General features: G+C 66.0%; 19 protein-coding genes. 9 read left to right on the top strand and 10 right to left on the bottom strand.

Features of this window, described 5'->3' with window-relative positions; all coding sequences use genetic code 11:
* Positions 1-38 precede the first annotated feature (38 nt).
* Positions 39-1346: a CynX/NimT family MFS transporter gene (locus V9L17_RS15385; RefSeq protein WP_337352075.1), complete on the bottom strand. Its 1308-nt coding sequence runs from the start codon at positions 1344-1346 to the stop codon at positions 39-41.
* Positions 1347-1473: 127 nt separating this feature from the next.
* On the opposite strand from V9L17_RS15385, the gene V9L17_RS15380 reads away from it, so the two are divergent.
* Positions 1474-1881 (top strand): hypothetical protein, encoded by a 408-nt coding sequence (locus V9L17_RS15380; protein ID WP_337352074.1) that lies wholly within the window; start codon positions 1474-1476, stop codon positions 1879-1881.
* A gap of 68 nt (positions 1882-1949) precedes the next feature.
* A complete protein-coding gene (gene trmB, locus V9L17_RS15375; protein ID WP_337347367.1) occupies positions 1950-2873 on the top strand; it encodes a tRNA (guanosine(46)-N7)-methyltransferase TrmB in 924 nt (307 codons plus the stop codon).
* Between the two features lie 104 nt (positions 2874-2977).
* Here the strand turns inward: trmB and V9L17_RS15370 are convergent, their stop codons facing one another.
* Both V9L17_RS15370 and V9L17_RS15365 read right to left on the bottom strand, forming a co-directional pair.
* Positions 2978-3418: a hypothetical protein gene (locus V9L17_RS15370; protein ID WP_337352073.1), complete on the bottom strand. Its 441-nt coding sequence runs from the start codon at positions 3416-3418 to the stop codon at positions 2978-2980.
* Position 3419: 1 nt separating this feature from the next.
* Entirely contained in the window at positions 3420-4997 is a 1578-nt protein-coding gene (locus V9L17_RS15365; RefSeq protein WP_337352072.1) for a hypothetical protein, read from the bottom strand.
* 212 nt (positions 4998-5209) lie between these two features.
* Between V9L17_RS15365 and V9L17_RS15360 the strand changes: the two genes are divergently transcribed.
* Positions 5210-6058 carry a DUF1206 domain-containing protein gene (locus V9L17_RS15360; protein WP_337352071.1) on the top strand — a complete coding sequence of 283 codons (849 nt, stop codon included), beginning with the start codon at positions 5210-5212 and terminating at the stop codon, positions 6056-6058.
* 31 nt (positions 6059-6089) lie between these two features.
* On the top strand, positions 6090-6575 hold the full coding sequence (locus tag V9L17_RS15355) for an SRPBCC family protein (RefSeq protein WP_337352070.1): 486 nt from the start codon (positions 6090-6092) through the stop codon (positions 6573-6575).
* Between the two features lie 31 nt (positions 6576-6606).
* Here V9L17_RS15355 and V9L17_RS15350 read toward each other — a convergent pair whose 3' ends face one another.
* Both V9L17_RS15350 and V9L17_RS15345 read right to left on the bottom strand, forming a co-directional pair.
* The gene (locus V9L17_RS15350; RefSeq protein WP_337352069.1) at positions 6607-7272 is read right to left on the bottom strand and encodes an anti-sigma factor family protein; all 666 of its coding nucleotides are present in this window, start codon (positions 7270-7272) and stop codon (positions 6607-6609) included.
* Complete coding sequence (locus V9L17_RS15345) at positions 7269-7769, bottom strand: sigma-70 family RNA polymerase sigma factor (RefSeq protein WP_337347373.1); 501 nt, start codon at positions 7767-7769, stop codon at positions 7269-7271. The genes V9L17_RS15350 and V9L17_RS15345 overlap by 4 nt, the downstream gene beginning before the upstream one ends.
* 268 nt (positions 7770-8037) lie before the next feature.
* Here V9L17_RS15345 and V9L17_RS15340 point away from each other — a divergent pair, with 268 nt between their 5' ends.
* Positions 8038-8574, top strand: coding sequence for a COG4315 family predicted lipoprotein (locus V9L17_RS15340; RefSeq protein ID WP_337352068.1), 537 nt, complete (start codon positions 8038-8040; stop codon positions 8572-8574).
* A gap of 33 nt (positions 8575-8607) precedes the next feature.
* Here V9L17_RS15340 and V9L17_RS15335 read toward each other — a convergent pair whose 3' ends face one another.
* The 3 genes from V9L17_RS15335 to V9L17_RS15325 form a co-directional block, all read right to left on the bottom strand.
* Positions 8608-9366 carry a hypothetical protein gene (locus V9L17_RS15335; protein WP_337352067.1) on the bottom strand — a complete coding sequence of 253 codons (759 nt, stop codon included), beginning with the start codon at positions 9364-9366 and terminating at the stop codon, positions 8608-8610.
* A complete protein-coding gene (locus V9L17_RS15330) occupies positions 9359-9937 on the bottom strand; it encodes an RNA polymerase sigma factor (RefSeq protein WP_337347376.1) in 579 nt (192 codons plus the stop codon). Before V9L17_RS15330 ends, V9L17_RS15335 begins: the two co-directional genes overlap by 8 nt.
* A gap of 156 nt (positions 9938-10093) precedes the next feature.
* Positions 10094-10741, bottom strand: a complete 648-nt coding sequence (locus tag V9L17_RS15325) for a protein tyrosine phosphatase (RefSeq protein ID WP_337352066.1) — start codon at positions 10739-10741, stop codon at positions 10094-10096.
* A gap of 144 nt (positions 10742-10885) precedes the next feature.
* On the opposite strand from V9L17_RS15325, the gene V9L17_RS15320 reads away from it, so the two are divergent.
* Positions 10886-11524 carry a DUF5655 domain-containing protein gene (locus tag V9L17_RS15320; protein WP_337352065.1) on the top strand — a complete coding sequence of 213 codons (639 nt, stop codon included), beginning with the start codon at positions 10886-10888 and terminating at the stop codon, positions 11522-11524.
* A gap of 153 nt (positions 11525-11677) precedes the next feature.
* On the opposite strand, the gene V9L17_RS15315 is transcribed toward V9L17_RS15320, so the two are convergent.
* On the bottom strand, positions 11678-12532 hold the full coding sequence (locus V9L17_RS15315) for a DMP19 family protein (RefSeq protein WP_337347379.1): 855 nt from the start codon (positions 12530-12532) through the stop codon (positions 11678-11680).
* 190 nt (positions 12533-12722) lie between these two features.
* Here V9L17_RS15315 and V9L17_RS15310 point away from each other — a divergent pair, with 190 nt between their 5' ends.
* From V9L17_RS15310 to V9L17_RS15300, 3 genes are all read left to right on the top strand, one after another.
* Positions 12723-16211, top strand: a complete 3489-nt coding sequence (locus tag V9L17_RS15310) for a DEAD/DEAH box helicase (RefSeq protein ID WP_337352064.1) — start codon at positions 12723-12725, stop codon at positions 16209-16211.
* A 134-nt stretch (positions 16212-16345) separates the two neighbouring features.
* The gene (locus V9L17_RS15305; protein WP_337352063.1) at positions 16346-18442 is read left to right on the top strand and encodes a DUF222 domain-containing protein; all 2097 of its coding nucleotides are present in this window, start codon (positions 16346-16348) and stop codon (positions 18440-18442) included.
* A 209-nt stretch (positions 18443-18651) separates the two neighbouring features.
* A complete protein-coding gene (locus tag V9L17_RS15300) occupies positions 18652-19644 on the top strand; it encodes a glycoside hydrolase (protein ID WP_337352062.1) in 993 nt (330 codons plus the stop codon).
* 195 nt (positions 19645-19839) lie between these two features.
* Here V9L17_RS15300 and V9L17_RS15295 read toward each other — a convergent pair whose 3' ends face one another.
* Positions 19840-21129: an ammonium transporter gene (locus V9L17_RS15295; protein WP_337347382.1), complete on the bottom strand. Its 1290-nt coding sequence runs from the start codon at positions 21127-21129 to the stop codon at positions 19840-19842.
* Positions 21130-21256: the final 127 nt, after the last annotated feature.

Genomic DNA, 21256 nt, shown 5'->3' with positions numbered 1-21256 from the left:
GCAGATGTCGTTTTGAGCCCTCATAACGACATCTGCTGCTACCCAGTTGGGCTGCCGACGAACCGGTTCCGGCCCGCGCGGTAGCCGAACACCGCAGCAAGCAACCCAACCACCAGGAAAAGGATCCCGGCAGCCGTGAAGGATCCCGTGGCCTGATGCAACTGACCCACCATGAGGGTCCCGGTGGACCCCAGGCCATAACCAACGCCCTGCATCATCCCCGACAGGTGCGCGGCGGTGTGCCCGTCCCGGGTCCGCAGCATGATCATGGTCAGCGCCACTGCCGTGAGGCTCCCCTGCCCCAGCCCCAGCAACCCCGTCCAGGCCCAGATGAGCTCCAGTGGACCGAAGATACTCAGCGCGAACCCGCTGCCGGTCATCAGCGCCACCACTGTGTTGATGGCCCGCTGGTCGCGGAACCTCGCCGCCAGCGCCGGCGCAAACAGCGAACCCAACATCTGTAGCCCGATCGACACCGACACCATCAGCCCGGCCGTCCCGCCGTCCACGCCGCGCTCGCGCAGGATAGGTGCCAGCCAGGCGAAGACACTGAAGGACATCATGGCCTGCAGCACCATAAAGACCGTCACCTGCCAGGCCACGGCCGAGCGCCAGACGTTCACGCCGCCCGCCAGTGCCTGATGCCGCACCCGGCGCTGCCGCAACGCCACCGGCAGGAACAGCAAAAGTACGACGGCGGCAGGTACTGCCCAGAACCACAGCGCCGAGGTCCACTCCCCCGTCGCCGTGAAAACCGGATAGGTGAAGCCGGCTCCCAGCGCGGCTGAAGCGCAGATGGCGGTGGTGTACAGCCCGCCCATGAGACCAAGGCGGTGCGGGAAGTCGCGTTTTACGAGCCCCGGCAGGAGGACATTGCAGAGTGCTATGGCCGCGCCGCAGGCCGCCGTCCCGGCGAGCAAAGCGGGCAGGTGGCCTATCCCCGGGATGAGGCCCCCCGCATCCAGTGGCCGCAGCAGGAGTCCAGCCGTGAGCACGGCCATCGCGCCCAGTAGGACCCGTTCGGCCCCAAAGCGGCGTGCCAGGACCGGCGCGAGGGGCGCAAAAACGCCCAAGAGCGTAACGGGCACGGTGGTCAGCACCACGATGGCCCAGCCCGGGAGGCCGGCGTCGGACCTGATCTCCGGGAGCACGGCCGCGAAGCTCGAGAACACGGTGCGCAGGTTCAGGCCGATCAGTACAAGGCAGAGACCCAGGTACACGAGCGTTTTGCGGCTGTTGGGACCGCCGGGAAGCTCCGTAGGGGACGGCGCGGGAACGTCGTCAATCTCGGCGTCGACCAGGAGGTCCGGCCCTTCCTTAGGCTTGGCGGGAGTCACGCGACCCATTCTGTCAGGCCTGGCCCGGGTGAGGCTTCGGGCGGGGTTATCCACATAGGCAGTTGCGGCACTGGTTGGGCCTGCGCGGTCTTTCTAGGCTCGAGGCGTTACGAGTCCCTGCAGCGATTGGAAACCCATGAACGCTCCGCCGGAGGGACCGTCCCCGCCACTGCCGCAGCCTTCCCCGTCAACCGGCACCGTTGCTGCCCGAGGGGCCAACCACGGCTTCGCCAGCTTGATGTTCGCTGTCGCAGCGCCACTTAGCCTCGTCGGTACCCTCCCGATGGGTGTGCTGTTCAACGTTGGGGCCTACTACCTCGCTGCGCCCATGTACGTGTATCGGTTTACACCACTGATCGTTCTGAGCGTGCCGACCATTTCCGGCCTCGTGTCGGTAGGGTTGGCCATCGTTAGTCTCACGCGTACACCGGCCACGTCACCCAGCCGGGCGTCCGCCGTGGCCGCACTGTGCATCAATGCGGTGGTCTTTACGTTCGGCCTGATTTTCACCATGCCGCACCTGCGGCATTGGTTCTTTGACTGAACGTACCCCGCGCCCTCGGCAGGTCCCCCCGGACCGCCGGTACGCCGATCTCCTCTATTCTGGAAGGGATGAGCGAAACCCCAGAAACCCCCCAGCCGCCGCATGTCCCGCGGCCGGTAACACCTGGCACCCAGGCGTCATTCGGCACCTACGGCGGCAGGCCGGTCAGCTTTGTGCGCCGCGGAACCCGGCTGCAGGGCCGCCGCCAGACTGCCTGGGAAGAGCACGCCGAGAGATGGGCAGTGGACGTCCCCCGGCACGTCGCCAACACCTCGGTGCACCCTGACTACACCTTCGACGCCGAAGCCGAGTTCGGACGCACCGCCCCGCTGATCGTGGAGATCGGCTCCGGCCTGGGCGACGCCATCTGCCACGCCGCCGAGCAGAACCCGGACACCGACTTCCTGGCCGTCGAGGTCTACACACCCGGCCTGGCCAACACCATCATCAAGATCAACAGCCGCGGGCTCAAGAACGTGCGCGTGGTGGAGGCGAACGCCCCGGAGGTGCTGGCCACCATGCTGCCCGCCGGCTCCGTCACCGAGCTGTGGGTCTTCTTCCCGGACCCGTGGCACAAATCCCGGCACCACAAGCGCCGCCTCATCCAACCGGAATTCGCAGACCTGGCCGCGCGGGCGCTCAAACCGGGCGGTCTCTGGAGGATCGCCACGGACTGGTCCAACTACGCCGTCCACGTCCGCGACGTCCTCGCCGGTTCGGCCGATTTCGAGAACCTGCACACCGGCCAGCGCCGTGGCCCGGAGAGCCCCCTGACGCAGGTGTGGCAGTCCGGCGTCGAGTCCTTGGTGGGCGGCGCCCCGGTCCGCGAGGGCCGCGCCCCGGTGAGCACTGAGCACACCGGCCCCAATGAGGGCATCGATGAAACCGGCGGCTGGGCCCCGCGCTTCGAGGGCAGGATCCGCACCAGCTTCGAGGCCAAAGCGCACGAGGCCGGGCGGCTGATCTTCGACCTCTGCTACCGCCGGCTGTAACCGGCAGCGCATGGCGCGAGCGGCTTGCCCCCCCTGGGCCGAGCGTCGGCCGGAGGTCGCGAGCGGCTGCCCGAGGGACGCCTGCCGCTGCCCGAGGGGGCGCCTCAGGCAGGCCGGATAGAGGTGACGATCTCCTTCAGGAGGTCCACCCGCGGTTCGGTTTCGGGGTTGATGTAGGGCCAGATGACCAAGGTCCCAATGAACCGGTCGTTTTGCCAGGTACCCACGGACGCGGCCACTTTGGCCGAGCCCTCTTGGTCCGTGTAGCCCACCAGGACGGCGTACGAGGACCTGCCTGGAATGTTCAGTTCACCCTCAGTGAGCAGGGTCCCTTTGCGCTCTTCCAGATAGAACTCGGACATCAGGTGCGCCCAGCCGTTGGCCTGGGCAGCGCCTTGGACGGACGTGTCATCCTTGATGACTGTCACGAGGACCTCACCCAGCAAGCCGTACTGCGCGGTGTTGGGTCCGGCCGATGAGTCTTCCAGTACCTGCGTGTGCTCGGGGAAGTCGGCGATGAAGCCGAGCGGGGATTCGATGTGCACGTCAGAGCCTTTCGAGCTTCGTGTCGTTCGGGACCTTATAGTACGTGGACACGTTGGTGGTGGCCTGGTTCTCGGTCTTGACCTCCACCTCGCCCAGCTTGACGTCGAAGCCGGCCTCGTTGGTCGCTGTCACGACAGTGTTGACCTGTACGGTGGCGGAGCCGGCCTCGTAGAGTTTGGCGGCGTCGGATGCGGCCCCGGCGTCGTTACCTGTGGCCACATTCCGCAGGTAGCTATCGATTACAGCTTTGTTCTCGGGTGAGTAGTCAACATTGATCTTCACCGTGCCCTGGGTGCCGGCAGTCACGGTGGACTCCACCTTTGCAGCCTTCACATCGGTTCCGGCCGTTACGCCTTCAGCTACGGTGCCTTCCATGGAGACAGAGACCGACTCAATGTTGTTGCCCTTATCCATGTTCACCTCCAGGCCACCCTTGCCGGATGCTTCAAAGACCCGCCCCTCAAGGTCCAGCTTGCCCTGCGCCGACACCTCACCGCTGGCGGTGGCAGTACCGTCCGTCAGGTTCCGCTCGTAGGCAAGATCCAGCTTCGCTGAACCGGACGCTGGGCCCGATTCACCCTCGGCTTCCAGCGACAGCGTCCCCTTGGCCTTGTCCGTCTGGCCTGTTGAGCCGTTGTCCTCGGCGGCGTCGTTGATGGTGTCCAGGATGTAGCCCGGCGGGTTGCCGGCAACGTCCTTGATTTCTCCGACGCTGTCCGGCGGGAGGTCCTTGTACATCTGTTCCCGGGCAGCCATGGCTTCCTCGACGCTGCCGAACGTGTACTCACGGGAGACCTCTCCGCTGAGCGTGACGCCGGCGGTCCCTGAGGTGTCATTGACGCCCAGGCCCATGTTTCCGTACACCTTCATGGTGGCCGAACCGTCAGCGTTCTCGACTACCTGGGTGCCCACCTCGGCGCCACCGTGGACCCAGGCAACCCTGGCTTCGATGGATGCCTTGCCGGATTCTGTGTAAACGGGGATATCGGCCCTGGCAATGTCCTGTAGGTGCCGCTTCGCCTGCTCCTGGGCGGACTCCGGAATGCCGCCGTCCATTCTCATCAGGTCCTCGGCGAAGGGACCGTCCTCCCCTTCCCCTTCGATCAGGTACTGGCGGTCCGCAGCGGACAGGCTGTTCCACCACTGCGCCTGCTCTTCGGGGCTTGCGTCCAGCATTTTGTCCAGGCCCTGCTCGAGTTCCTGCCGGTGGGCCGCCGCTTCGGCTGCCTTCTCGGCCTGCACCCTGAGCCATTCCTCGGCCTGGCTGGCCAGGGATCGGAGCCTGTCCCAGATGCTGCCGGAGCCAGCGCCCTTGCCGCCAGAGGCATTCTCCTGCTCTTCGGCATGCTTCAGAAGGATTTTGGAGTTCTCCCGGAGGCTCGACACCACGCGTTCCAGGCTGGGGCGGTGGTTGCTCGTCCAGTCCTGGCGGAAATGTTCGCCATCGGCGCCTTTCCACGGTGCCGCCTGGATCTGGCCCTGCAGCGATGTTGCCCTGCTGCTGAGGAGCGAGGCTGCCCTTTCCACCGCTTTGGCCAACTCGCGCAACTGGCTGACGTCAGCGCCGTATATGGTCATCGTGTCTCCCCAACAGAAGTGTGCGGCCCAGGGCCTGCGGTTGACCATATCGTTCCACAGCATCCCTCACGCGGCGATGGGGATCACTACCCATCGCCGGGTCGGCTTCAGCAGCGTCTCTTCCAGGGCAACCAACGGGCTGTTCGGAAGCGGGTTGACATGGCACGATTGGCCTTGTGGTGGGGGCACGCACATTCGCGCTCCCTGGGCGCTTGCACAAAGGAACGGCCATCAAAAAAGAACTAAGGCAAGCCGCAGATGCCGCGGAGGACGTCACCAATTCACGCACGTTCGAGCTGCTGGCGAGGGCCGGTTTTGCAGCCAGCGGAGTCCTGCACTTCCTTGTGGGCCTCATCGCCATCCGGCTGGCCACGGGTGGCAGCGGAAGCGCCGATTTCAGCGGCGCCGTAGCGGAGCTCGCCAGCCAGCCGGCGGGGCCTTTCCTGTTGTGGGGGAGCTTCGCGGCCTGTGCGGCATTGGCCATCTGGCAAGCCAGCGACGCGATCTTTGACTACGGCCACCTGCCCACCAAGGAAAAGGCTGGAAAAAAACTCAAGGCAGCAGCGCAGGCTTTGGTGTTTGCGGGACTTGCCCTGACGCTCGCTTCCTTTGCCCTGGGAACCGGTTCCGGCGGGGATAACCAGCAGTCCGCGACCGACCTGACCGTCGGCCTGATGAAGGCGCCCGGCGGTGTGGCGGTCCTGGTCCTGCTGGGCGTGGGAATCGCAGTCACCGGCGTGATCTACGGGATCCGCGGCGTTAAGAAGTCGTTCGAAAAGCACCTCATGATGCCAGCCGACCCCCCGGCCCGCACCGCAGTCACCGTGTTGGGCGTGACAGGCTATGTTGCCAAAGGAATTGTCCTGGTCCTGACCGGACTGCTGATAGCCATCGCCACCCTGCGGGCGCACCCGGAGGAATCCACCGGCCTGGACGGCGGGCTCAAGGCGCTGCGGGACCAGCCCTTCGGCGTATACTTGCTGGCCGCGGTGGGCGCCGGGCTGATCTGCTACGGCGTCTACATGGTGGTGCGAGCCAAACTGGCCAAGATGACACAGTAACGCCATTACCCGGCCGGGCTAGGGTGGGAGCATGCCCCAGGTACGCGCCGAACGCCTCATCCGCCTCGATCCGGAGACAGCCTTCGCTTTCTCCCAGACCACCGGCGACTTCCGGCTTAAGTGGGATCCCTTCATTTCCGCCCAGGGGTGGCTCGACGGCGCGGCCGCGGCCGGAAAAGGAGTCCGCACCCGGACGGTTTCCCGCATGGGCCTGGTCATGGTCAGCGAGTACGTTTCCTTTTCCCCGCCCAGGAATGTGGGGATGACCATGGTCTCCGGGCCGTGGTTTTTTGAAAACTTCGGCGGCGGCTGGCGTTTTACTCCCGACGACGGCGGCACCCGGGCCGTCTGGAAGTACACCTTCTCCTGCCGCCCGGCATGGCTGCGCCCGGTGGCCGAAAGGATCGGCGCCTGGCTCCTTGGCAAGGAGATCAACAAACGGATCGAAGCTTTTGCCCGGGCGTGCGAGGACCCGGAGCTCGTGGCCGAATTCCGCGCCTCTGCAGGGAAACCGTAGCCGCCGCCTTTGCCCGGTTAACTGACGGCCGTTAGGGCACCGTGATCACGGCGACCGGTTGCTGGGTTGCATCCCGCAGTTCCACACTGGCGATGCTCCCGAGCTGGACGGGCGTGGCTCCGGTGACCCGAATCCTGCCGCTTGGCGTGGCGGTCCACGCGCACGCCCGGTCCTCCCCGCCGTCGCGGTCCCGGATCCACAGCGACAGCGTCCCGTCCAGCGGCATGCTGCTGCCGCTCACGGCCAGCTCGGTTCCCCACGTTTTCCGTGTCAGGTCCACGCTCAAACGCAGGCCGTCCCCGGACTGGACCGAGTAACTGGCGTCTGGCTGCGGCGGACGGTTGAGAACAGGCCCGGCGGCGAGGCCGAGGGCAAGGCAGGCGGCGGCCACGGCGCCCACCAGCGCCGACCACCGCCGTCGTGATGTCCGACGGCGGGAGGCGAGTTCGTCCAGAATGGCCCGGGGCGGGGACGCTGCAGGTTCCTTTGGCGCGGCAGTGCGTTGGGCTGCGGTGAGCGCCACTGCGTCCGGGACGGGGACTGCATCCAGCAAGGCGGGCAGGCTCTCCAGCTCGGCAAGTTCCGCCCGGCAGTCGTCGCAGTTCTCGAGGTGGGCTTCGAAGCGCTGCGAATCGGCCGGGTCGAGGCCGCCGAGGAGGTAGGCGCCCAGAAGCTGGTGCGGATCGGCGGCATTCACCGTTCCACCCCCATTTCATCAAGGATTGTCCGGAGGGCGCGGACCGCATAGAAAGCCCGGGATTTCACGGTTCCGCTGGGAATGTTCAGCTGCACCGATGCCTCGTTGACGGTGAACCGGCGGTAATGCAGCGCCACCAGGACGTCGCGGTGTTCGGCGCTGAGGCGCAGGAGGGCCTCCTCCATCAGGACGCGGTTGAGCAATTCATCCACCCGCTCCGCTGCTTCGGCGGGATCGGTGAGTTCACGTTCCAGCGCCTCGGCCGGCCGTCGCTGGGCCTTACGGTAGTTGTCGATCATAATGTTGCGGGCTGTCCGGAACAGGTAGCTGCGAAGGCTGCCGGTAATCTCCGGGGCCTGCTGCCAGACACGGAGCACCGTCTCCTGGACCACATCCTCGGCCAGCTGCGGATCGCGGGAAGCGCTGAGGACAAAGCGGCGCAAGGCCGAGCCGTGGTCGCGGTAGATCGCGGCCACTACGTCCTCATCGAGGGGCATGCCGGCGCCTCCTGTCCCTGGTACTCGTCGCCAGTCAGTGTCCGTGATCCCGGCCCTGAAACGCGGAACGGTTTCTCCATGTGCAGATTCACGCTTGCACATTTCGGCTGATACGACGTCCGCAGTCCACAAACGGTTCATCGCTGGCGGGCACATTGCCGGCGGAACCGAGGAGAGTATCTGCCTTTTGAACCATTCTTCACCTTGGCGCGTCTTACGGGTTAGCGTCCGGTGATCCGACGCCGGGCCCCAGCCGAGGAGCATTCCCATGAAACAGCATCTGGGCACCGGTCTTGCCGCATTGGCCCTTGTGGCCGCCCTGGCAGGCTGCGGGGGCAGCCCGGGAACTACCAGCACCACAGCCGCGGCTACTCCCTCGGCGACCAGCCCCGCTCCCGCCTCACCCGGGGCGACCGGCAGCCCAACCGCGGCGGCCGCCGTCGACCTCAAGACCGAAACGTCCAGCGCCGGCACCATCGTTGTGGACGCCAAAGGCATGAGCGTTTACTTCTTCACCAAGGACGTCAAGGATTCCGGCACCAGCGCGTGCACGGGAGCCTGCCTCACGATGTGGCCGCCGGTCCTCAGCACCGCGGCAACGCCGTCGGCGGAGGGCGTCAGCGGAACCCTGGGCACTATCGCGACGCCGGACGGTGCGAAGCAGGTGACCCTGAACGGACTGCCGCTGTATTACTACGAGCAGGATAAGAATCCGGGCGACATCCTGGGGCAAGGCGTGAGCGACGTCTGGTACCTGGCGAATCCGGCAGGCGAAATGATCAAGACAGCGTCTACAGGCTACTGACGCTTTCGCCGCTTCGACCCCTAATTCCGGCTGCTACGGATGAACGGTGGGTACTGGGACCGGAGGCGTGGCCGGCACCGGCAGGGTTGCCGGCTGATCCTCGCCTTTCAGCGGTCCACCAGGAACACCCGGCGTGACATTCTCCGGCACGGGAAGGTTCGGCAGCGGAACTGACGCCGGATTCGTCGGAGCAGGTGTGTGCTCCGGACCCTTGCCGTCCCCTGATTCCGGGGCAGGAGTTGCGGACGCAGCGCTGGTTGCCGGCGCGGCGGGCGCCGATGCGGGAGGGCCCTGCTGTGCGGGAGCAGGAACCGGCGTCCCAACCGGAACGGGTGCGGGACCGCCACCCGCGGTAGCCATGAATGACGTCACGGCGTGGTGAAGCTGGCCGAAGGAATCACGAATGCCCTGGTCGGCGGCAACGGCAACCGCTCCGCCTGCCGCCAAGGAGGCCGCCAAAGACAGCGTCGTGAGGGTGATCCTGCGCTTGGCACGACGGCGGGCGGCCAGCTCGTCGGTGACAGCTGCTGGAGATGCTGCTTGCGGCTCCGGACGTGCCGCCGCGTCGGGGACTGCCGCCAGGAGTGTGGTGGCAGCCTGTTCAGCCCGCTCAACCTTTTCAGCCGGCGGCGCCATCAGTGCTGCTACCGCGGCGGACGCCTGGGGCTGTGCGGCGGCGAGGCCGCGGAGGTGAAGCAGTGCAGGGCGGAGATCAGTGTCGTCGTCGAACCCTGCTTCCCGGAGCAGCCGGTCGACCGTTCCGTCGTTGCGGGAGCCTGCGGTGTCACTCATGATCTGCCTGGTTTCTTTTAAGAGTCTGGTCCTTGAGGTTTTGCAGGGCCCTGCGCTGGAGCTGCTTGATGGCACCTGGGGACTTGCCCATGATGCCGGCCACCTGTTCGATGGAGAGGTCAGCCACCACCCGCAATGCCAGGACTTCGCGGTGGTCCTCGGCCAGTCCTTCCAGCAAGTGGGCTGCGCCGTCGCCGTGGCCCAGCACGTGGTCTTCCGCCGAGGCAGTGCTGCGGCCGTCCTGCAGGGGGTCGTACGGGGTGAAGTCGGGCCTGCGCTCAACGCGACGGTAGTAGTCAACCATCCGGGCGTGCGCAATCGAGAAAACCAGCGATTTGGCGCCCTGCAGCCCGCCGGTCAACTCACCGATCTTGGGGTAGAACGCCAGGAAGACGTCCTGGGTGACAGCTTCGGGATCATCCACGCCCCGGGCCTTGAGGTAGCCGAGCACAGCGCCGGAAAAAGTGCGGTAGACAGCGCCGAAGATCACGGCCGGATCAACGCCGGCTGTGTCTGCGAATATCTCGATATTTTCTTCGGCCAAAGTGTCTAGCACCAGTGGCTCCTCCATCCCGGGCGGTGGACCACTACATCCCGGTTTCCGGAGCGGACGGTTCCGCTGCCTCTGTGGACTGCCTCTCGGACTGCCGTTTGAACGGCGTCATGGACTGCGGGAAATCCGGCCCAAGGGGCGCGATTCCCGCAGTCCAGACTAGCCGACCAGGTCCTAGCGGGCCGAAACGGCGGGTGCGTCCGCAACGTCGCCGGGCACGGCGGGCACGGCCGGTACGGCCGGAACTGCGGGCTCGCCGTCGACACCGGGAACAGCCGGAACCGCAGGCACGGCGGGAAGCTCGGGACGCTCAGCCTTGACGGCGGCGGAACCCTCTGCTGCCGCGGCGGCGTCAGCGGAAGCAGCACCCTGCGCGATGACGTCGGCGCAGAAGGCGTCAACGTTGGCTTCGCCCTCGGCGGCGATCACCAGCGAGGAGAAGCCTTCGGAGGCTTCGTTGAGCCCACCGTTGGTGAAGGCGGTGCAGAGGCCGAACGCTGCAGCGCCGGCTGCGTCCACAGCGGTGCCTGCCGCGGCGGAGACCTTGGCTTCAGCGGCGATCTCGTCGTCGGACACGGCTGCTTCGCCGGTCACTGCTGCATCGCCGGAAGCGTCGAGGTCTGCGCCAGCGGCAGCTGACTCCACAGCGTCGGCTGCCAGCTTCGGGGCCGGGGCGCCAAGCAGCTCGTGGGCGGTCTGCTGGGCTTCCGCGGGGAGGGCGCCGGTTGCGGCGGCAACGCCGGTTCCGCCGACGGCCAGGGTGCCTGCTGCCAGGACTCCGGCGGCGACTTTGCTGGTGGCGAGAACAGTGAACAACGACATAGAGATACTCCAAAACATAGAGAACAATTCAGATCCGGTTCCGTGGGGAACCCATCACCCCCTACATCGCTGGCCGGAACGAAAAAGTTACGGCTGCCCCAAAGTTTTTCCTCGCGCCCCGCTGACCAGCACTACGATCGAAGCATGCCCAACGCCCAGGAACCCCGGAAAACCGCCAAAACCTGGCAGACCATGGTGGACAGCAATCAGGCTCTGTTGCTTCGGAAGACTGGCCAGGACGTTGGCTATTGGGCTGGGCAGGCACGCAGCGCCGGAATACAGAACGATGCCCAGCTCCGCGCCTGGATGCGCGATGAGCACGGCGTCACCGGCTATGCGCAATACGCCGTGTCCTGGGAGCTGTTTGGATACCCGGATTTTATGCTCCGCGACGCCGACGAACTGATCGAGGGCCAGTACGCCAACCACCCGCAGCTGCGGCCCATCGCGGACGCCATCCTTGCCTGGGCTTCCGCCACCGAGGGCGTAGAGATCCAGATGCGCAAGGGCTACGTCTCGCTCCACAGCCCGCGCCGGAAGTTCGCCCAGGTCACCCGGACCACGAACACGGCCGTGGATGTGACTCTGCGGCTGGACACACGGCGGCTGGAGGCAGCGGGCCTGGACGCGTCAGGCCTGGACACAGCCACTGGGGGGCGCTTGGAAACCGTCAAGGTCCGCGCCGACGACGCGTTCGACCACCGCGTCCGCCTCACGTCCGCGGACCAGGTGGATGAGGAACTCCTGGAGATACTGGCCGGGGCCCTGGAGCAGAACCGCTAGGCAAGCCCGACGGCGGGTTCCCGGCTCGCTCTGGCGCCGCACCCGCCGTCGAACTCGCGGGAACGGCGCGAGTTCGCGGGATCGTTCCCGCGAACTCGGTCCGTTCCCTCGAACTGGGCGAACCCAACCAGCCCCGCGCCGAGGGCGAGAGTCCTACGCGTCGACCATCTCGTCGTCGTCGGCCTCTTCAAACTCGACGGCGGCGACGATTTCCTGAGTCACGGGGTCGATCATGAAGGCTTCGTCGTCGTCTTCGACCATGATGAAGTCGCCGTGGTCCGTGCTGAAGTGCCAGGCCAGCGTCTTCTCGCCCTGGTGCAGGTAATTGGGGTCCCCCATGGTGATCTTCTGCAGCGCGTAGCCGACAATGTTGCACAGCTCGCGGATGATGATTTCGAAGTCCGGCGCATCCTCCAAGGCCTCGGCGTCGGCCTTGGCCTGGCGTTCGGCAAGGTTAGGGATGGACGCAACGCGCTCCGCGATGTAGGCAGTGAGCCCGTCTTCGTCCAGCACCAGCAATGACTCCTGGCCGCGGAGCCAGGCAGCGTTCAGTGCGGTGATGTTCTCGGTTTCCAGGAGCTCCTCGAACTCGCCGTCGAGCTCTTCCAGGGCAAGCACGCCTTCGGTCGGCTCCTCGTCGTCATCCAGGGCGCCATCGAGGTACCGCTCAACGTCCTCCTCGGACAGGGCATCGAACGCCTCAACGGTCCGGTTGAACAGGTCCAGGTGGGCAGTGGCACCCATGCTGGCCATGCCTTCGCGGACCAGGGTGTCCGTTTCGTCGCGGTTCAGGGAAGTGAATACGTACTGCGCGAAGCCACCCTCAAGGGACTGGGTGAGGTAGAAATCCACGTAATAGCTGCGGATGGCCACGGGAGAAATTTCGTCAGTCTGGAGGAGTTCGCGGTGCATGGCGTCAACCACCAAAACGTTCGCGTCCACCACCTCCTCATCAGCTGCTTCGATGCTGCCGGTGGTCAGAACAACGGGTTGCTGGCTCGCGGTCATGGTAATCCTCACTGCGTAAGCGGGTGGTGCTCGGAACACTTTTCACGCTACGTGGGCGGGGTGCGCGCCCGGTTGAGGCCGAGGTGAACGTCAGGCGAAGTTTGGGCGCCCGTTCCGGCGAACTAAGATGGATCAGATAACCATCGATCGGACACGGGTCCACCGTGGCCAGCTGAAAGTAGCGCGCACCATGCCATCCCAACCGGACGAGAGTGCGGCACTGGCAATACAGACACCCGCCATTAACGACCGTTCCCTCGCGGCCGGGCTGGCGTATGCCATGGGCAGCCGTGTTTCCGGGATTTCTTTCGACGCCGCCACCGGACTGATGCTGGGCAAAGTCCGGGGTGGCGCCGACGTCCCTTACTCCACCACGGCCAAGCTAGTCCGGAAAACAGGCGGCTGGAGCTGCACCGTTGGCGTTTGTAGTTGCCCCGTCCGCAAGGATTGCAAACACGTGGCCGCGCTGCTCTTCGCCGCCGAGGACAACCCTGCCATACGCGTCCAGCTCCTGGCCCCGGCGGAAGTTTCCCGCCTCTCCCGCCAACCCGCCAGCCTCGACCTGGCCGACTGGGAGCAGGCCCTGAGCCCGCTCATTTCCCAGCCAGGCATCACCCAATCAAGCAACGGCATCCCGTTGGCCCTCCAGTTCGAGATCGAGGAGCCTGCTCCGCACTTCTCCTACACAGGCCGCCGCGACCCGCTGCGCAGCGTGCGCCAACTCAAGGCCCGGCCCGTGATTATGGGAACCAAGGGCAAATGGATCCGCGGCGACGTCTCCTGGAACACGCTCAGCTACCTGAACTTCCGGCGCGAATGCAACGAGGCGCACATCGAGTGGATGCAGACGTTCCTCGCCGCCCACACCGCCGCCGCCAACCGGCTGCACAACTCCTCCGCCCTGTGGCTGGGCCTGAATACCTTCGCGGGCAAAAACATGTGGGGCCTGCTCGCCGACGCCAAGAAGATCGGCCTCGCCCTGGTCCACAGCCGCGGCACTGAGCCGGTGCGGCTCGCGGAGTCTCCCGCCGCCGTCGGGCTTAACCTGAGCCGTTACGGCTCCCCGGTGAGTGGGGATGCTGTTTCCGGGCCCAAGACGGGAACTGACGACGACGGCGGGCTGGAACTTGCGCCCACCATCACGCTTGAGGGGGAAGAGGTTGATCCGGCGTCGGTGGGAACCATCGGCCGCCCTGCGCACGGCATCTTCCTGACCACGGGCGGCGAAACGCTGCCCGGAGCGCCCGCGGACAGCGTGATCACCCTGGCTCCGCTGGAAAGCGGGCTCAGCGAGGAACTGCTGACGTTCGTCACTGCCGGCAGCACCCTGCATATCCCGGCCAAGGACGAGACCCGCTTCCTCACCGGTTTCTACCCGAAGCTCAAGCAGGCCGCCCGGGTCACCGCGAAAGACGAATCGGTGGAGCTTCCTGCCCTGGCCATCCCCACCCTCTCGCTGCTGGCAAATTACGGCGCCGACCACCGGGTCCGGCTGCACTGGGAGTGGCATTACAAGACCGGAAACCTGGTCACCGCCCAGCCTCTGTGGCGGCACCCAGGCGACCACGGCTACCGCGACGACACCGCCGAGGCCCGCATCCTGGAGGGAATCGGCCAGCCGTGGAACGTGGTCCCTGCGCTGGGCGAGTCGGCCACCGCCGGCTGGGGAACCCCGCGCCTCGCCGCATCCGTTGAGCTGAGCGGCCTGGACACGCTGGCCTTCACCGAGGACGTCCTCCCCGTGCTGCGGCAGGCCCCTGACGTGGCCGTGGACACCGCCGGGGACATCGCCGACTACCGCGAGGCCGAGGAAGCACCAGTGGTTTCCATCTCCACCAAGGCCACGGAGCAGCGCGACTGGTTCGACCTTGGCATCCAGATCTCGCTGGAGGGCCAGCCGGTGTCGTTTGCGGCGGTGTTTTCCGCGCTGGCGGCGGGCCAGACCAAGATGCTCCTGCCCAGCGGCGCGTACTTCTCGCTGGACCTTCCGGAACTGCACCAGCTGCGTGCCCTGATCGAGGAAGCCCGCTCGCTGCAGGACAACAAGGATGCTCCGCTGCAGATCAGCCGGTTCCAGGCCGGGCTGTGGGACGAGCTCGCGCACCTGGGCATAGTGGACCAGCAAGCCGCGGCCTGGCGCTCGGCGGTTGGCGGTCTGCTTGAGGGCGGGATCGAAGGCCTGCCGCTGCCTTCATCGCTCAATGCCGAACTGCGCCCCTACCAGCTGGAGGGTTTCAACTGGCTTAGCTTCCTGTACAAGCACAGCCTTGGCGGTGTCCTCGCGGACGACATGGGCTTGGGCAAGACCGTGCAGGCCCTTGCGCTGATGTGCGCGGCGAAGGAGCACGGCGCTCTGCCTGGAGATGGGGTGCCCTCTGGCGGGGCTTCCGCTGGCGCCGGAACCATCGCGGCCTCCGGAACTCCCACGCCCGACGGCGGCACTCCCTTTTTGGTGGTTGCCCCCACCAGCGTCGTGGGTAACTGGGCGGCGGAAGCCGCACGTTTTGCGCCAGGCCTGACGGTTCGGACCGTGAGCGAGACTTTTGCCAAGAATGGCCAGGACGCGGCCGTTGAACTGGGCGGCGCGGATATCGTTATCACTTCGTACGCCCTGTTCCGGATCGACTACGACTCCTACGCCTCCAAGACGTGGGCTGGGCTGGTGCTCGATGAAGCCCAGTTCGTGAAGAACCACCAGTCAAAGGCTTACCAGTGCGCCCGGAAGCTGCCCGCGGTATTCAAGCTGGCCATCACCGGTACTCCGCTTGAGAACAACCTCATGGAGTTCTGGGCTCTGACGTCCATTGTGGCGCCTGGTCTGTTCTCAAGCCCCAAACGGTTCGCCGAGTACTACCAGAAGCCGGTGGAAAAGAACGGCGACAAGGCGCAGTTGGACAAGCTCCGCCGCCGGGTCCGTCCACTGATGATGCGGCGCACCAAGGACCAGGTCATCCAGGACCTGCCGCCCAAGCAGGAGCAGATCCTGGAGGTGGTGCTGAACCCGCGGCACCAGAAGGTCTACCAAACGCATCTGCAGCGTGAGCGGCAGAAGATCCTGGGGCTGATCGAGGACGTGAACAAGAACCGCTTCACGATCTTCCAGTCGCTGACCTTGCTGCGGCAGCTCAGCCTGGACGCGTCACTGGTGGATCCGTCGCTTTCGGGGGTTCGATCGTCGAAGCTGGACGTGCTGTTCGAGCAGCTGGAGGATCTGGTCGCCGAGGGCCACCGTGCGCTGATCTTCAGCCAGTTCACTGGTTTCCTCGGCAAGGTCCGGGAACGGCTTGTGGAGGAGAAGATCGAGTTCTGCTATCTCGACGGCGGCACCCGCAACCGTGGCGACGTCGTGAATGAATTCAAGAACGGCACCGCGCCGGTGTTCCTGATTTCGCTGAAGGCCGGCGGATTTGGACTCAACCTGACCGAGGCTGACTACGTTTTCCTGCTGGATCCGTGGTGGAACCCGGCGTCCGAGGCGCAGGCCGTGGACCGCACGCACAGGATCGGCCAGGCCCGGAACGTGATGGTGTACCGGCTCGTTGCCAAGGACACGATCGAGGAAAAGGTCATGGCGTTGAAGGCCCGGAAGTCGCAACTGTTCGCGGACGTCATGGAGGGCGACGCGCTGTCCGGCGGTTCGATTACAGCCGAGGACCTCGCCGGGCTGTTCAAGGACTGATCCAGTTTCGGGGACTGGGCCTGTTCGAGCCCGTCCGACAACCTCCCCGTCTCCTTTAGGAAGGGGCCGGGAGGTTATCCACATAGGCGATGTGCTGTGGTGTTTTTGTTGGCGGGTCGCTGGATGATGGGGGTATGGGGATCCGGGGTGTTGACGAGGCGGTTGAGGCCTTTGAGGCTGCTGCTGCGGAGTTTGCTGCCTTTGTGCGCCGGGGGCTGGGCGGCCGCGGTTCCGGGACGGGTTCCCAGATGGATTCCGGAACGGGTTCCGGGATGGGTTCCGGGGGTGGTGATCCTTTGCGGGGGCAGGCGGATGCTTGCTTGGATGGGCTGGGCGGTTCGGTCCGGGTGGACGCGATGGTGGCGGCGTTCAGGGTGCGCCTGGCCGCCGCGTACGCGGGGAAGGCTGCGGCCCTGGACGGCCCGGTCAGGAGCCCGGGGGAACACGCGGCCCAGGAGATGGGTGTGGTGTCCGAGGTCGCGTGTGCGCTGACGGTGAGTGAACGCTCGGCCTCGGCGCTGTTGGCGCAGGCCCATGAACTGACCACTGCCTTGCCGCTGACGCTGGCCGCGCTGCAGTCCGGGGATCTGTCGTGGCAGCACGCGCGGGTCATGGTCGATGAGACCACCGGCCTGGATGCGGCCGGCGCGGCGGCGTTGGAGGCCCGTTTCCTCGGCCCGGACGTGCCGGACCGTGCCCGGGAGTGCCCGGCCGGTGAGCTGGTCCCGTCCCGGTTCCGGCACAAGGCCAGGACCTGGCGGGAACGCCACCACCCGGTGAGTATCGAAAAGCGCCATGCCAGGAGTGTGCTGGACCGGCGGCTGGAGTACGTCCCGGACCGGGACGGCATGGCCTGGCTTTCGGCCTATCTGCCCGCGGACCGGGCGGCCGGGATCTGGAACGGCATCACCGCCACCGCCCGCACCCTCCAGGGCCCGGCCGAGACCCGCACCATGACCCAGCTCCGCGCCGACATCGCCGCCAAACTGCTCCTCAGCGCAGGCTCCACCGGCACCACGGCCAGCCCGACCGAGGCCAGCACCACGGCCAGCCCGGCCGAGGCCAGCACAGACACAGCAGCCGGCAGCCCCAGCACCAATAACGTCGGGGCCGGCAACAGCGGCTACACCACCACGGCAGGCAGTACCCCGGCCCGTGATGCCACCGCAGGCAGCCGCGCCCCGGACCGCGACGTCTCGGCAGGCTGCCCCGCGGGCCCCGACCTTACCGCTGGTAGTTCCCCCGACAGCCATGGCGACGCTGGAAGCGTCCCGGCCAACGGGACCATGGCGGGCAACGACGTCCTGGCGGGCCATGTCGAAACCACCGGGACCGCGGCGGGCAACGACGTCCTGGCGGGCCGTGTCGAAACCAACGGGACCGCGGCGGGCAGCGAATCCGTGGCGGGTAGCGACGTCTCGCTGGGCAACGACTTGATGACGGGCCGGGTCCCGTCGCCGGCGGCGCAGGTCCTGGTGACGGTGCCGGTGTTCGCCCTGATGGGTCTCACGGACGAACCAGCCACCCTCGACGGGTACGGGCCGATCCCGGCATCGATGGCCCGCAACCTGGTCGCCGACGGCGCCGGCTCGTTCCACCGCGTGTTGACCGACCCCCGGAACGGGGCGCCGCTGGAGATCGGCCGCCAAAGCTACCGGATCCCCGCCGCGATGCGCCAATGGCTGAGGATGCGCGACGGCAAATGCCCGTTCCCCGGCTGCAACAACCAGTCCCTGGACAACGAAGCAGACCACCTCCTGGCCTGGGCCGACGGCGGCACCACCGGCATCAGCAACCTCGGCCAGCCCTGCCCCAAACACCACCGGCTGAAACACACCACCGCCTGGACACCCACCGAAGCCAGCATCGACAAACCACCCGGCTGGACCTCACCCACCGGACGCCACTACCAAAGCGAACACCAAGACTGGGAACCACCCCAATGGCCACCCCAGATGCTGAATCAGCTTCCTAATCAAGCACTCAGCCCTGCCCTGTCTGGAGAAATCGGGCCTGGCGAAATCCTGCGGCCTGACGAACTCCCGCCCTCAGACAACCCTGCCTCAGATGTCCCGCGCCTCGGCGCCGTCCCCGAATGTCCGCTGCCTGAAGGGCTGTTCCCTGAAGGGACGTTACCTGACAGAGCCAGGCTCAAAGATCCCATGCCCGTGTGGGGCTCGGCAGTGGTGCCCGCCGAACTAACCAGGCCCAAACTAACCGGGCCGAACTAACCCTGCCGATCTAACCGGGCCCGGATTCGGACCCGGAGGAATGCGTTCGGACCCGGAGGAATGCGGCCGGGACGGTGCATCCCGCTACGAGGACAAACCATGAACCCCTAGCTGCGGGAAAGCACTTTCCCGCATATGCTGTACGGAAATCCGACCCGCCCGTCCACCTGGAGACTGCCGTGCGCCCCGAATCAACAACCTGTGGCTCAATGAGTCACCCTGAAGCCCCTGACGTCGTCGCCCTCAACCCTGACGCCTTCAAGACCCCTTATCGGGATCCTGTCTGGGACGGCCCCACCGATCCCGTTCTGGTTCCGGACCACCTGACCGGCGAGTGGGTACTCTTCTATACCCAGCGCCGGGCCACGCAAACAGGGCTGACTGGCGTCGAATGGGTGCACGGCACCGAAATCGGGATGGCCCGCTCGTCCGACGGTGGACTCACGTGGGCCTATCAGGGCACCGTGGATGGACTCGTCCCGGCGGGAACGGAACGGCGGGCAACCCTGTGGGCGCCCGACGTCGTACGGATCGGCGACCAATGGATCATGTACCTGACAGTCTTGGGCGGCCGACGGACCGACTGGACCGGCAGCGCCGCCATCGTTCAGCTCGCCAGCAACGACCTGGTCACCTGGGAGTACCTAGGTGCTATCGGCTTGGACTCCCCGCGCGTCATCGACGCGGCGGTCGCCCTGTGCGGCGACGGCCGATACAGGCTCTGGTACAAGGACGAAGCCCGCGGGTCCAACACCTACAGCGCCGTTAGCAGCACGCCTGCCGATCCGTCGTCGTGGGTTCTTGAGGGGCTGACCATTCCCGGGAGACCCCACGAAGGACCCAAAGTTTTCAAGCTTGAGGACCAGTTTTGGATGATCGTCGACGAATGGCGCGGGCAGGCGATCTACCGCTCGGAGGACGCCGCTGGCTCCTGGACCCGGCAGGAATACCTTGACGGCCTCATCCTGACCGATCCAGAAACGGCCGACGGCGGTCCAGTAGCGGGCAGGCACGCGGACGTTGTGCCGCTGGAACCGTCAGCTGAAGGCAAGGAGCGCGCGCTGATCGTGTACTTCACGCATCCCCACTGGAACGGCGAGGACATCGACGGCATGACAGCGGACCCCAAGACCCACCTCAGCCACGTCCGCGCTGCCGTTTTGGAGGTCCACGACGGCAACCTGGTCTGCATCAACGCCTGAGGCAGTAAACAACTAAGTCAGTAAGCGACTAGGCAATAAACGACTAAGGGCCGAACTGCGGAACTATAAGCCAGCAGCTGCTGACACCGGTCCACTGTTCGGCCCATCGCCGGACTCGCGTTCCGGGCGGTGCCGATGGCACCACCCGGACAGCTGTTAAGGGATAACGCGTGCTAGGGACGCGTCCCCTGCTTATCAGGCCCGCTGCGGCGAGCCGAGTTCCACGGGGTCTTCGTCCGTGAGGTACGCGAGTTCCGAGTGGGCAGCGAGGTCAATGCCGCGCATTTCGTCCTCGGGCTTGATCCGCAGGCCGATGATACGGTCGAGAATCTTAGCCAGGATCCACGTAATGCCGAACGAGTACACGAGGACCGTAACCGTGGCCAGCGCCTGGACGCCCAGCAGTTCAACGCCGCCGCCGTAGAAGAGTCCGCTCACCCCGTTCGGGGCTGCATCGGTGGCGAACAGGCCGATCAGCAGGGTGCCGATGATGCCGCCCACGAGGTGAACGCCCACGACGTCGAGCGAATCGTCAAAGCCGAGGCGGAACTTCAGCTCGATGGCCAAGGAGCAGACAGCGCCCGCGATGGCGCCGATGGCAAGTGCGCCAAGCGGGCTGACAGCACCACAGGCCGGCGTGATGGCAACGAGGGCCGAGATCAGGCCGGATGCTGCGCCCATGCTGGTGGCCGCGCCGTGGCGGAGCCGCTCAACAAGGGCCCAGGCGAGGAGCCCGGCAGAAGCCGCCACGGCAGTGTTGAGGAAAACCACCGAAGCGGACTGGCCGGCGGAGAGCGCCGAGCCTGCGTTGAAGCCAAACCAGCCAACCCAAAGCAGACCAGCGCCAACGAGCACCAGCGGCCTGCTGTGCGGCTTCGTGTGTTCCATCTTGGGCCAGCCGGAGCTCTTGCCCAGGACCAACGCCAGAGCCAGGGCTGCCGCGCCGGCGTTCATGTGCACCGCGGTGCCACCGGCGAAGTCAATCGCCTTGATTCCGCTCGCGATCCAGCCGCCCGTGACGCTGCCGTCAGCCGAGGAGAAGGCAAAGACCCAGTGCGCGATGGGGAAGTAGACGATGGTTGCCCAGATTCCGGCAAACAGCATCCAGGCGCCGAACTTCATACGTCCGGCTGCCGCTCCCGCAACCAGGGCCGTAGTGACACACGCGAAGAACAGCTGGAACGCGGCAAAGAGGATCACCGGAATAGAGGCTGCCTCGTCGGCGGCGAGCAGCTGTCCCATGCCCGGGAATTCCGTGACGTCCCCGATGAGCCCCAGGCCGCCTACCGAATTTCCGAAGGCCATCGAATACCCGAAGAGCGCCCAGAGCACTGCCACCAGGCTCGCGCCGCCAAAGCACATCATCATCATGTTGAGAATGCGACGAGACCCCACCATGCCCCCGTAAAACAGGGCCAGGGCGGGGATCATCATACAGACCAGCGCAGAGCTGGCCAGAATCCATGCGACATTTCCCGAATCCATGGGAAACCCCTTTCGTGATGCGAAGAGAGAACGGAAATTGCCCGTGAGAGCCGCTCCGAAAGGAGGGACGCGGAGTCAGTACCACGTTCATCGGAGGGCAGCTATTGCCGTCTGGTTCCAACTGTAT

The organism is Pseudarthrobacter sp. CCNWLW207, assembly GCF_037203945.1.
Taxonomy (GTDB): Bacteria; Actinomycetota; Actinomycetes; order Actinomycetales; family Micrococcaceae; genus Arthrobacter.
Note: the sequence above shows the minus strand (reverse complement) of the source record. Positions and strands in the feature narration are given on the sequence as shown.